The organism is Streptomyces albireticuli, assembly GCF_002192455.1.
Lineage (GTDB): Bacteria > Actinomycetota > Actinomycetes > Streptomycetales > Streptomycetaceae > Streptomyces > Streptomyces albireticuli_B.
In genome coordinates this window covers 273,952-286,336 of record NZ_CP021744.1, presented here as the reverse complement: position 1 = coordinate 286,336, position 12,385 = coordinate 273,952, and the positions used below count along the sequence as shown (strand labels likewise).

At 72.7% G+C, this 12,385-nt stretch carries 11 protein-coding genes; all 11 read left to right on the top strand.

The window, feature by feature from the left end:
• Nucleotides 1-69: 69 nt before the first annotated feature.
• The 11 genes from SMD11_RS01235 to SMD11_RS01185 all read left to right on the top strand — a co-directional run bounded on the left by SMD11_RS01235 (nt 70) and on the right by SMD11_RS01185 (nt 12,376).
• Complete coding sequence (locus SMD11_RS01235) at nt 70-570, top strand: hypothetical protein (RefSeq protein ID WP_087924619.1); 501 nt, start codon at nt 70-72, stop codon at nt 568-570.
• 275 nt (nt 571-845) lie between these two features.
• Complete coding sequence (locus SMD11_RS01230; RefSeq protein WP_087924618.1) at nt 846-2,462, top strand: alkaline phosphatase D family protein; 1,617 nt, start codon at nt 846-848, stop codon at nt 2,460-2,462.
• A gap of 155 nt (nt 2,463-2,617) precedes the next feature.
• Entirely contained in the window at nt 2,618-3,202 is a 585-nt protein-coding gene (locus tag SMD11_RS01225) for a TerD family protein (RefSeq protein ID WP_087924617.1), read from the top strand.
• An 803-nt stretch (nt 3,203-4,005) separates the two neighbouring features.
• Nucleotides 4,006-4,587 carry a hypothetical protein gene (locus SMD11_RS01220; RefSeq protein WP_087924616.1) on the top strand — a complete coding sequence of 194 codons (582 nt, stop codon included), beginning with the start codon at nt 4,006-4,008 and terminating at the stop codon, nt 4,585-4,587.
• The gene (locus SMD11_RS01215) at nt 4,584-6,236 is read left to right on the top strand and encodes a hypothetical protein (RefSeq protein ID WP_159395171.1); all 1,653 of its coding nucleotides are present in this window, start codon (nt 4,584-4,586) and stop codon (nt 6,234-6,236) included. The genes SMD11_RS01220 and SMD11_RS01215 overlap by 4 nt, the downstream gene beginning before the upstream one ends.
• Nucleotides 6,205-7,293, top strand: coding sequence for a fatty acid desaturase family protein (locus tag SMD11_RS01210; protein WP_234365837.1), 1,089 nt, complete (start codon nt 6,205-6,207; stop codon nt 7,291-7,293). The genes SMD11_RS01215 and SMD11_RS01210 overlap by 32 nt, the downstream gene beginning before the upstream one ends.
• A gap of 270 nt (nt 7,294-7,563) precedes the next feature.
• Nucleotides 7,564-8,655, top strand: a complete 1,092-nt coding sequence (locus tag SMD11_RS01205) for an O-acetylhomoserine aminocarboxypropyltransferase/cysteine synthase family protein (RefSeq protein ID WP_234365836.1) — start codon at nt 7,564-7,566, stop codon at nt 8,653-8,655.
• Nucleotides 8,652-9,506 (top strand): gamma-glutamyl-gamma-aminobutyrate hydrolase family protein, encoded by an 855-nt coding sequence (locus SMD11_RS01200; RefSeq protein WP_087924613.1) that lies wholly within the window; start codon nt 8,652-8,654, stop codon nt 9,504-9,506. Before SMD11_RS01205 ends, SMD11_RS01200 begins: the two co-directional genes overlap by 4 nt.
• Nucleotides 9,503-10,735: a homoserine O-acetyltransferase MetX gene (gene metX / locus SMD11_RS01195; protein WP_087924612.1), complete on the top strand. Its 1,233-nt coding sequence runs from the start codon at nt 9,503-9,505 to the stop codon at nt 10,733-10,735. Before SMD11_RS01200 ends, metX begins: the two co-directional genes overlap by 4 nt.
• A complete protein-coding gene (locus tag SMD11_RS01190; RefSeq protein ID WP_234365835.1) occupies nt 10,732-11,511 on the top strand; it encodes a YczE/YyaS/YitT family protein in 780 nt (259 codons plus the stop codon). Before metX ends, SMD11_RS01190 begins: the two co-directional genes overlap by 4 nt.
• An 82-nt stretch (nt 11,512-11,593) precedes the next feature.
• Nucleotides 11,594-12,376 carry a lysophospholipid acyltransferase family protein gene (locus tag SMD11_RS01185; RefSeq protein WP_087924611.1) on the top strand — a complete coding sequence of 261 codons (783 nt, stop codon included), beginning with the start codon at nt 11,594-11,596 and terminating at the stop codon, nt 12,374-12,376.
• Nucleotides 12,377-12,385 lie beyond the last annotated feature (9 nt).

Genomic DNA, 12,385 nt, shown 5'->3' with positions numbered 1-12,385 from the left:
GGCCGGTACCGCGAGCCGCGGGTACCGGCCACCCCTGTCGCACGCGCCCGAGAGAGGAAGGGGCATTCCATGAGCGCCAGCACCCGCGAGGTGTTCGTCGAGACCGGCTACTGGATTGCGTCCGGCGGCACCGAGGACTTCGACCGCTTCGTCGGCGAAGTGGCCGACCGCGACGACCGTACGCTGGTGCACGTCTCCGCGGGAGGCGGCCTCCTGGCCGTGACCACCGCGACCGAGTGGGCCGATGTCCACCTCACCGCCCGCGTCCACGACACCGAACCCGCGCTGGACACGGCCCCCTGGGACGCCGTCGACGAGGTCAGCATCCTGGTCGACCCGCCCACCGAGGACGACGAGCGGGACTCCTCCCTCGGCATCATGGCCGGCCCCGTGCCCGAGGACGCGCCCGAGCCCCTCCCCGTCCCCTGCCCCACCGGCGAGCCCGCCTGGTGGCGACTGCGCCTCCACGCGCGCGTCGGCGACACCGGGACAGAGGAGCACTTGCTGCTGCTGTGGCCCGCGGACCGGCGGCCCACCGTCCACCACCGCACCGGCGGACAGGACCGCTGATCCCGCGCCGCCCGTCGCGGGCCGCATGGGACCACTGCCGCAGCGCACCGCCACAGCGGCCCGGGCCGCTGTGGCGGTGAAAAGGAGACGAACATCCGGCAAGGCCGCAACGGCATCCAGCGGAAGGCGGGTTGTCCTTGCCTGGCCATGCGCTGGTTGTGTGCGGGTGCGCTCCTGGATGCCGCCGGGGACTCGTGAGGAAGCGGGTGAGGTCCGGTGCGCGAATGGGTAGGTTCCGGCGGTAGTCCGGCGCCGAGCCAGGAGGGGACCAGCACATGGTGGAGGAACAGGGACGGCAACACCCGCGCGGCGGCGGGAGGCACGCCAGGCGCCGCTTCCTGACCCTGGCCGCGGCGGCCTCGGCGGGAGCCTTCGCCGGCATGCCGCGCGCCCACGCCGAACAGAGGCGGGTGACACCGGCCGGCTTCCCTTTCACCCTGGGCGTGGCCTCGGGAGACCCGCTGCCCGACTCCGTCGTGCTCTGGACCCGGCTGGCCCCCCGCCCCTACGAACCGGGCAGCGGGCTGCCCCCCGCCGCGGTGGTACCGGTCCAATGGGAGATCGCCCGCGACGAGCACCTGCGGGACACCGAGCGCACCGGCCTCGCCGTCGCCGACGCCAGGAACGGCTACAGCGTGCACGTGGACGTCCGTGGCCTGCGCCCCGGAAGCGACTACTGGTACCGGTTCCGCACCGGATCCTGGACCAGCCCCGTGGGCCGCACCCGTACCGCACCGCCCCCGGGCGCCACGGTGTCCCGGCTGAGAGTGGGGCTGGCCTCGTGCCAGCAGTACGACGAGGGCTACTTCACCGCCCACGCGCATCTGGCCAGGGAAGAGCTCGACGCGGTGTTCTTCGTCGGCGACTACATCTACGAGAACGCCATCGACCCCCGGGCGGGCGCGCGCGAACTGCCCGCCGGCAGCCGGCTGCCCGAGGTCTTCGGCCACGAGCTGGCCACCCTGGAGGACTACCGCCTGCGCTACGCCCTGGCCAAGACCGACCCCGACCTCCAGGCCGCCCACGCCGCTCACCCCTGGTGCGTCACCTGGGACGACCACGAAGTCTCCAACAACTACGCGGCCGGCGTCCCCCAGGACGGCGAGGACGCCGGCCGATTCCTCCAACGCCGCGCGGCCGCCTACCAGGCGTACTGGGAGAACATGCCGCTGCGCCGCTCCCAGGCGCCGCAGGGGCGGGAGATGCGCCTGTACCGGCGCCTGCGGTTCGGGACCCTGGCGCAGTTCGACGTGCTGGACACCCGGCAGTACCGATCGGACCAGGCCTACGGCGACGGCTGGCAGTACCCGGGACCCGCCTCGCAGGACCCCGCGCGCACGCTCCCCGGCCACCAGCAGGAGCGCTGGCTGCTGGAGGGCTTCCACGCCTCGGCGGCGACGTGGAACGTCGTCGCCCAGCAGGTGGCCTTCTCCCGGCGCAGGCTCACCGTCAGTGGCCCCTCACGCCTGTCCATGGACGCCTGGGACGGCTACCCCGCCTCCCGCCGACGCGTCCTCGACGGTTTCCGGGCCAGAGGCGCCGGGAATCTGGTCGTGCTCTCCGGCGACTCCCACATCCACCTCGCCATGGACATCAAGAAGGACTTCGACGACCTCCGCTCGCCCACCGTCGGCGTCGAGATCCTGGGCACGTCCATCTCCAGCAACGGCGACGGCATGGACAAGCCCGAGGACTGGGCGGCCCTCCTCGCCGCCAACCCCCACATGTCCTACTACGCCAAACGCCGCGGCTACGTCGTGCTCACCCTGACCCCGACGCACGCCCGTGCCGACTACCGCACCTTGCCGTATGTCACCCGCCCCGGCGCGCCCCTGGCCACCGAGGCCAGCCTCGTCACCCAGGCGGGACAGCCCGGTTTCCACCCGGCCTGACGCGTAAGAGGGGGCGCTCCGGGCCGTGTCGGCGGTCGCCTCGCAGGAAGCAATGCGGGAGGAAACGGAAATTAGCGGACCAGGTGTGAGGGGCGCCAGAGGCTCCAGGCACACTCTGTGTGTTGCAGTCTCGTATAGCAAGAGGTGTTCCACGCATGATTACGCTCAAGAAGGAAGACGGCCCGGCGGACCTGGACGGTGTGACCCACCTGTCCATCGGGGTGTCCTGGGACCCCACCGGCGGGAGCAGCGGCGGCGTGATGGGTGTGCTCCGCCGCAAGACCGGCACCGACCTCGACCTGATCGCCATCGCGATGCAGGGCGCGGACCCGGTGCGCCTGGCGGGCCTGGACTCCCTCGACCCGATGGGTAACGGCTCCGTGGTCCACAGCGGAGACAACCAGACCGGTCGCGGGGACGGCGACGACGAAACGGTGACGGTCGAGTTCGCGCGCGTTCCGGAGAACATCACCTCGATAGTCTTCGTCGCCGCCGCGTACAAGAAGGGCAGCTCCTTCCAGAAGGCGCGCAACATCAGCTTCAAGGTGTACGACGCGAGCGGTGGCAGCTCCCAGCAGGTCGCCGACATCTGGCCGAGCCTGCTCAGCAGCGACAACGGCTGCGCCGTGGCCAAGGCCGTGCGTGTCGGCGGCAGCTGGAAGCTCGAAGTGATCAACGTGACGGGGAAGATCAAGCAGGGCGACGAGCACGCTCTGATGCGCTTCGCGATCAGCAAGTAACACGGATCCGTGCGGCCCGGCAGCCTGTTGGCTGCCGGGCCGCATTTCTGTACCGGGGCGTGGATCCGAGATCTGAGCCCTGACTCCTGAGCCCTGAGCTCTCAACGTGGCACCGGCCGACCGGCCGGTATCCGGCCGCGCTGATGAGTGAGCCGGGGGCGGGCTGCCGGCTTCGGGCGGCGGGTGCGTGCGGCTCCCGGTGGCCTCGTTCGGCCGTTTTCGCCCACTCAAGTGGCGAACAGTTGACCGAAAATTGTTGTGCCCGGAAGGTTTGGCGGTCGTTCCACAGGCGTGGCAACCCTGGGGCAGGCGGCGGCGTCTGGCTCAGTGCCGGCGTCCACAGTGGAGCGAGCCGTAACGAATCACCCTTCATCCACCACTCCCGCCTCACGAGGTGGAAGCGGTACCTCCTGTATCGGGGAGGGGAACAGGCCAGATCGCCAAGATCCTCTTTACGTGTCAACTGGGCGCCCTAGACTGCCGGTTGGCAGGCAACTTGCGTGGTCCAGATGACATACGGGCCTCTGGTCGCCGTCCGGGGCCCCGTCGCGCCCCACGGCGGGCCTGCCCCCCGTACAGCACGTACCCACCGCACCCTCGACAGTCCAGCCACCGCCCACGACCCGGCCTCGCCCCCCACCACAGTCCTGACCGGTACTCGACCCTTGAACCCCCGCAAACCCCTGTAGCGCACCATCTCGTACGACTCGTGACAGGCAAGTCCCCCGTGGGCGCGCCCCTCTCTTGGTGGGGTGGGCCCGGTTGCCCTTTGTGCCGTGAGGCCGACAGGTGAAGGACGACAGATGCAAGGTCTGCGTGGCGTCCACCGGGCGCTCGAGGAGCAGGTCGCGCGGCAGGTGCCGCCGGACCTGGGCCCGGTGTGCGAGCTGTCCGGCCCTGAGCTGCTGGAGGCCGAGGAGCGGGAGGTGGCCCGGCTGCTGGTCCTGGCCGCCGTGGGGTCGTACGCCGGGGGCGGGCCGCCGGTCACCGGCGCTCTCCTGGCGGTGTCCAGCCGGTACCAGGAACGGTCCTTCCTGTGCACCGGACGCAGTCTGCCGCGTGCCGGTGAGCTGATCGGACTCCTGGACGCCGCGGTCGCCGCCCGCTCCCCGCGGCTGCTGGCCGAGGTGGCCGACCACCTCGGGCAGGGCTGGCCGGGCTACCCCGATTCCGTCTTCCCCGCCGCCTTGGCGGCCCTGGCCGCGCGCCTGGACCCCGCCGGCGCCGCCGGCCCGGGATCCGACCGCGACGCCGGGGCCACCACCCCGGGGAGCGGCACCGTTTCCGCCCCACGCCTGTCCTCGCCTCCGGATCCGGCGCCACTTCCGTCCCCGGGCCCAGGGCCGGGACCGCTCCCGTGCCCGGCGCGGGGGAGTTCGCCGTGACTTCCTTCATCTGCCGGGAGCGTGGTCTGCGGTACGCCGCCGCCGGCCGCGCCGCCCGGGCGGCGGACCTCTTACGGGATGCGTCGAGGCGGTACCAGGCCTCCGCCTACCGCGCGGACGCCGCCTGGCTGTTCACGGACGTGATCCTCGCCGAGCTGATGGCCGGGCAGGTGCGGCGGGCCGCGGCGGTGGGGGAGGAGCAACGGCGCTTCGTCGAGGAGGTGTTCACCACGCTGCCTCCCGCGACGGGCCCCGGGGCCGCCTCGGCCTTCACCCGGCCCGTGGGCCTGCGGCCCCGGGCGCTGACGCCCGAGGACCACGAGATGCTGCTGCGCTACGTGCGCACCAGCCAGTTCCTCGTCGAGGCCTGCCGGCACCGGTCCGCGGAGGACTTCGCCGCCGCCGTGGACCTGATGTCCTTCGGGTGGGCGGGTTTCGCCGCCTCCCCCTACCCGAGGATCCTGCGGCACCTGGCCGACCGTTACGCGGCCCCCGGCGCTCCCTGGGAGGTGCACCTGGGCGCCGACGGGTGGTGGCACCGGATGCTGCGCAGCAGCCGGGTCCAGGTCACCTCCGCCCATCTGGTCGCCACCGCCGTGGCGCTGCGCGCCCGTCTGGGCCGGGCCGGTCTGCTCGTGCACGGCGACGTGGCGCTGCTGGACGCGGCGGTGGTGCACGCCCGCCTGTACGGGACCGCGGCCACGGTGGAGTGGGTCACCCGCTACGTCGCCGAGCTGCGCCCGCGGATCCCCGGTCTGCTGCGTACCGCGGTCACCTACCTCCAGGCGTCCTCCGGTCAGGAGGCCGCCCGGCTCCTGGCCTCCTACACCGCCCTGCGCACGGCCTGCGCCGCCCCTGACCTGCTCTGTGCCGCCGGTCTTCACCCCGCCGGCCCCCTGCCTCCCGCCGGCCCGGACGGTGCGGCGGTGCGGGGCGCGCGGTCGCCGCGGCTGGAAGTCGCCTTCTACGGAAACCTGCTGTCGGTGGAGGGGATCACGATCCACCGCGTCACCCCGGCGCCGCTGACGCAGCTGCTGCGGGTGCTGGGGAGGAGTTCGTACGGGCGGGGGAGCGGGGGGAGGAGGTGCCGTTCCTCTCGGCCGGCGAGCTCTCCGCGCGTACGGGGCGCACCCCCGCGGCGCTGGCGCAGACCGTGCGCCGCTTCCGTGCCGTGTGCCAGGACCGGTTCGCCGAGGCCACCACCTGCCCGATCGGCCCCGAGACGGTCATCCAGGGGCGCCCCGGCTACCGCCTCAACCCCGACAGCGTGGAACTCTTCCGCCCTCCGCCACCCCCCGTACCCCCTGCGCCCCTTGAGCCTTCCGCGCCCCGCACGCCCCGCACGACCCGCGCGTCCGACGGGACGACGGCGCCCGCCGCGTCCCGTACGCCTGCCACGTCCCGCACCGCCCCGGCTTCCCGGGCGGTGCGGGAAGCCCGTACGTCCCTCTCGTCCCCGGTGGCCGGGCTGTCTCCCATGCCCGGTGCACCCTCCACCCCCCACCCTGGCCTGTCAGCTTCTTGTCCGCCCGCCGGATCCGGGCCTGCCCCGAGTACCAGGAGCCTGTTGTGAGTACGGAAACCACCTCATGGGCATACAGTGGAAAACGCTACCGTATGTACCGATTTCAGCCGGATGTCGAGCGTGACCTGCGCGCGCTGAACCAGTCCGACAACTGGCACGTCTTCCTCGCCTGGGTCCACGACGCCGTATGGATCGCCGCGTGCATAGCCCTGTGCGTCTACGGCAGTTACTGGACCTACCCGATCGCCGTCCTGATCATCGGGGCCCGCCAGCGCGGGCTCTCCACGATCCTCCACGACTGCGCGCACGGTGTGGGCGTGAAGAACCGCCGCCTCCAGATGTTCGCCGGCACGGTGCTGACCGCCTACCCCATCTTCCAGCAGCACTACGCCTACAAGGTCTCCCACGTCTACACCCACCACCCCAAGCTCGGCAGCCCGGACGCCGATCCGGACCTGCGGTTCTTCATCGAACAGGGCGCCTACCGGCGGGACTCCACCGCCGCCTACGTCCGCCGTGTGGTGATCATCCCGCTGCTGGGCTCGCAGACCTGGGCCTACCTGCGCTACCTCGTCCGCAACCGGTACCGGGTCCTGAAGGGCGAGGACAAGCGCCCCGAGGCCGCCTCGCCCGTCCAGCGCCGCAAGCGCGCCGCGGACCGGATCGGGTTCTGGCTCTTCTGGGCCGTCGTCGTCGGCCTGGCCTGGTACGGGGGCTGGCTGCTGGGTCTGCTGCTGTTCTGGGTGATCCCCTACCTCACCAGCTTCCAGATCCTCGGCTGGTACATCGAGCTGTCGGAGCACACCCCGCTGGTGCGGGACTCCAACATCGACCTGCACATGACGCGCAACCGCAAGAGCCGGACGTGGGAGAGGTTCCTCACCGGCATCCACAACGACCACTACCACCTCGAGCACCACCTCGACCCGCGCACCCCGTTCTGGAAGCTGCCCGAGGCCCACAAGATCCGTATGCGCGACCCCGGTTACGCCGCCGCCGACGCCGAGGTGGGCGGCCTGTTCACCCGCGGGCCGCAGAACCAGCCCAGCGCCATCAGCGCCATCATCCGCTCCATGACCCCCGAGAACCCCGGCCCCACCCCCACCTCCTCGTCCACGTCCTCGCCCGCTTCCGGTTCCGCCGGTACGCACCCCCAGGAGACCCACGATGCCGCAGCATGACCACCCCACCACCCCCGCCGCCGACTCCACCGCCTCCGACGCCGGTCCGGGGCTCGCGCCGAAGGTGTTCGCCCGGCCCGAGACCGCGGCCATCCACGGCGGCTTCGAGGCCCGCATGGGCCTCAACCCGCCGATGATCACCCCGATCTTCCAGAGCGCCGCCTACGAGCTGCCCTCCACCGCCGCCGCGGCCGGCATCTTCGACCTCCTGACCGACGGTCAGGCCTACACCCGCCTGAACAACCCACCTGCGACGTCCTCGAAGAGCGCATGGCCGCCGTCGACGGCGCGGTCGCCGGCCTCGCGACCGCCTCCGGACAGGCCGCCACCGCCCTGGCCCTGCTCAACCTCGCCCAGGCCGGCGACAACATCGTCTCCTCCAACGAGCTCTACGGCGGCACCTGGAACCTGCTGGCCAACACCTTCGCCCGGTTCGGCATCGAGACCCGCTTCGTCAGCCCCGAGGACCCCGCGAACTTCGCCGCCGCCACCGACGAGCGCACCCGCGCCTACTTCGGCGAGACCCTGCCCAACCCCCGCCTGCGCCTGTTCCCCGTCGAGGAGGTCGCCCAGCTCGCCGAGGCCCACGGCGTCCCCCTCGTGCTGGACAACACCATGCTCCCGCACGTCCTGCGCCCCATCGAGCACGGCGCGCACATACTCGTCTACTCCGCCACCAAGTACATCGGCGGCCACGGCTCCAGCCTCGGCGGCCTCATCCTGGACGCCGGTACCTTCGACTGGGAGGCCCACGCCGCCCGGCACCCGCTGATGACCACCCCCGACGCCGCCCACGGCGGTGTGGTGTGGACGCGCACGGGCAAGGAGCTCGGCGGCGGGCTGGGCCGCAGCGGCTACCTCCTCAAGGCCCGCGAGACCCTCATGCGCGACCTGGGTCCCTGCCTGAGCCCGTTCAACGCCTTCCTCCTCCTCCAGGGCCTGGAGACCCTCCCGCTGCGCATGCGCGTCCACGGCGAGAACTCCGCGCGCGTCGCCGCGTACCTCCAGGGCCACCCCCTGGTCGAGCAGGTCCGTCACCCCAGCCTCACCGAGGGCGCCGAGGCCGACCGGGTCCGCCGCTACCTGGGCGGCAACACCGGCCCCCTGCTCCAGTTCGAGCTCAAGGGCGGCCAGCAGGCCGGCAGCCGCTTCATCGAGGCCCTGCGCCTGGTCTCCCACGTCACCAACATCGGTGACGTCCGCTCCATGGCCACCCACCCGGCCTCCACCACCCACGCCCAGCTCCCCGAGGCCGACCTCGCCGCCGCCGGCGTCACCCAGGGCTCCATCCGCCTGTCGGTCGGCGTCGAGCACATCGACGACATCCTCACCGACCTCGGCCAGGCCCTGGACGCCATATGAGCACCCCTCACACCCCCTCCGACGCGGGCACGTCCCCCGGCACCGGGGCGGGCGCGGGAGCCGGTACGGGCACGGGCGCCCGTACCGCTCCGGCGCCCGCCGGCGCCCGGCACGCCCGTACCCCGCTGGTGGCGCTCGCCTGCTTCACCGAAACCCTCGACGGCGTCCCCTACGCCGCCGTCCGCCAGGCCTACGTCCGCGCGCTCGAGGACGTCGCCGGCTGTGCCGTGGCCCTGATCCAGGGCCCGGCCCCCTGGCTGCCCACGGTCCTGGACCGATTCGACGCGGTCGTCCTGGGCGGGCACGAGTCCAATGTCGACCCCCGCCACTACGGCGTCCCGCCCGCCCCCGGCCCCCGCGCCCCCGAACGCGACACCCTGGCCCTGGACCTGCTGCCCCGGGCCGTCGACGCCGGCCTGCCCGTCCTGGGGATCTGCCGGGGCCTCCAGGAACTCAACGTCGCCTACGGCGGCACCCTGCGCGACCTGACCGGCACCGCGCTGGGGGAGGCCCACCGGGAGGACCTCACCCTGCCCCGCGACGCCCAGTACCTGCCCCGCCACCCCGTCACCCTGACCCCCGGCGGCCTCCTGCACCAGCTCACCGGACACCCCACCGTCACCGTCAACTCCCTGCACCAGCAGGCCATCGACCGCCTCGCTCCCCGGCTGCACACCGAAGCGGTCACCGACGACGGCGTCATCGAAGCCGCCTCCGTCACCGGCGCGGACGCGTTCGCCCTGGCCGTCCAGTGGCACCCCGAGTGGTACGCCGCCTCCGACCCGGTCTCCAAGAGCCTCTTCACCGCCTTCGGTGCCGCGGCCGCCCGGCGGGCGGGGGGACGCGCATGACCGTCACCGTCCCCCGCCACGCCCGCACCCTGACCCTTTTCGAGGACCCCGCCCGCCCGCTCCGGCTGGCGGGCGGGGGCTCCCTCATCGGCGTGCCCGTCGCCTACGAGCGCTACGGGCCGCCCCCGGCCGACGCCGAGGGCACCGTCTTCGTCTGCCACGCCCTGACGGGGGACTCCCATGTCGCCCGCCACGACGACACCGACGCCCCGGGCTGGTGGGACGCCATGGTGGGCCCGCAGCGTCCCCTGGACACCGACCGTTACCACGTCATCTGCGCCAATGTCCTGGGCGGCTGCTCCGGCACCGCCGGCCCCGCCCCGGACGCCACCCCGTCCGCCTTTCCCGTGCCCTTTCCGGCGGTCACCGTCGCGGACATGGTCACCGTCCACCGCGAACTGCTGCGCCGGCTGGGCATCGGCCGCCTCCACGCCGTGGTCGGCGGTTCCCTGGGCGGCATGCAGGCGCTCGAATGGCTCCTGCGCCATCCCGCCGACGCCGACCGCTACGCTCTGATCGCCACCGCCGCCCGGCTGAGCGCCGACAACCTCGCCTACAACGCCATCGGCCGGGCCGCGATCCGCGCCGACCCCCGCTACGCCGGCGGCCGCTACGACCCCCAGGCACCCCCCGACACCGGACTGGGCATCGCCCGCATGATCGGCCACCTCACCTATATGTCCGCGCCCTCCCTCCAGACGAAATTCGCCCGCCGCCTCTCCCCGCCCACGACCGCCATGGGTGCCACCGCCGGCGGGTACCTGGCCGCCCCCGCCCGCGGCCCGTTCGCCGTGGAGCGGTACATGGAGTACCAAGGGGAGAAACTGGCCGCCCGTTTCGACGCCAACAGCTATCTGTACCTGACCGCCGCCATGGACGCCTTCGACGCCTTCGCCACCCCGTACGACGCGGCGGCGCTGGCCGGCGCGGACGTCCACCTCTTCAGCTTCGATTCGGACCGGCTCTTCGGCTTCGACCACAGCCGCCACATCGCCGGCCGGCTCGCGGAGGCAGGGGTGAAGTGCGGCCACTTCCACGAGGAGAGCGCGCCCGCCGGGCACGACGCCTTCCTGATGGATGTTCCGCCCTACCTCCAGGCCGTCCGCCGCTGGTTCACCGCCCCCACCCCGGCCCCGGCTTCCGCCGCGGGCCGGGCCCGGTCGGTGGTGCGCCCGCACGCCCTGATGCCCGCTTCCCACGGCCCTCGAAGGTCCCAGGAGTCCCCATGACCCCCACGCCCTCCCGCCCCCCGGGCACCCCCACCCCCAGCCGCGGGGGCGGGCGGCTGCGCGCCGTCGGCCGCTATCTGATCCCCGACCGGCCCTCCCGTCGCCTGACCCAGCTGCTGCTGGGGCTGGTCCTGTACGGGGTCAGCGACGCCATGGTGATCCTTTCCGGCCTCGGCGTGGAGCCCTGGGACGCCCTGAGCCAGGGCCTGACCCGCACCGTGGGTCTGAGCATCGGGATCTGGACCAACCTCATCGGCGCCGCCGTGCTGCTGCTCTGGATCCCCCTGCGGCTGCGCCCGGGCCTGGGCACCGTGTGCAACGTCCTGCTGGTGGGCACGTCCATGGACCTGCTGCTGATCTGGGCGAGCACCCCCGATTCCCTCTGGGGCCGGTGGGCGCTCCTGCTGGGCGGGGTCTTCCTCAACGGCGTCGCCACCGGCGCCTACATCGGCGCGAACCTCGGCCCCGGCCCCCGCGACGGACTGATGACCGGCTGGGCCGCCCGCGGCCACTCGATCCGCGGCGTGCGCTGGGTCATCGAGCTGACCGTCCTGGTCATCGGCTTCGCCCTGGGCGCCACGCTGGGCGTGGGCACGCTGATCTACGCGCTGGCCATCGGCCCGCTGGCGCAGATCTTCATCCCGATGCTGGAGGTCAAGTCCCCACCCACCACCCCCGCGCCCGGCGCCCGCACGACCCCCGCCAAGTCCGCCGCTTCCGGGTCCGCGCCCGCCGGTCCGGCTTCTCCGGGGCCGGGGCCGGACATGGCTCAATAGTCCCTCTCCCTTTTGATCCCTGTCGCGGACTAGCGTGCGTCGGCGCGGGGGTCTCTCGGGCGATGAAGGGGACGAAGCCGGCGTGTTCTACCACCTGTTCAAGTCCATCGTGCTGATACCGCTGTTGCGGTGGGTGTTCCGACCGCGGGTCGAGGGGCGCCGGTACCTGCCGGACACCGGTCCCGCGATCATCGCGGGTAATCATCTGTCCTTCTGTGATCATTTCCTGATGCCGGTGATGATCAAGCGTCGGATCGCGTTCCTGGCGAAGCAGGAGTACTTCACCGCCCCCGGTCCCATCGGCCGTCTGAAGGCCGCCTTCTTCCGTGGGATCGGTGCGATCCCGGTCGACCGTTCCGGCCGCCACGCCGCCCAGGCGGCCGTCGACAGCGGCCTGGACGTGCTGGGGCGCGGCCAGTTGCTGGGCATCTACCCCGAAGGCACCCGCTCCCACGACGGGCGTCTGTACAAGGGGAAGGTCGGCGTGGCCGCCATGGCCCTGCGCGCCGGTGTCCCCGTCATCCCCTGCGCCATGATCGGCACCTTCGAGGCGCAGCCCGCCGGGCGTCTGCTGCCCCGCCTGACCCCGGTCACCATCCGCTTCGGCGCCCCTCTGGACTTCTCCCGCTACGCGGGGATGCAGGACGAGCGCCTGATCCTGCGCGCGGTAACGGACGAGATCATGTACGCGATCCTGAAGCTGTCGGAGCAGGAGTACGTCGACACCTACGCCGCTGAGGCCAAGGCGGCCCTGCACGCCGCGCCCGCCGGCCCGGCCGCGCCCGTGACGCAGCCCGCCGGCGGTGCTCCCCGCCCGCCCGTGGTGCCGGCCGTGTCCGGGCAGGAGCCCCGCGCCGCGGCCTGAGCGACCCGG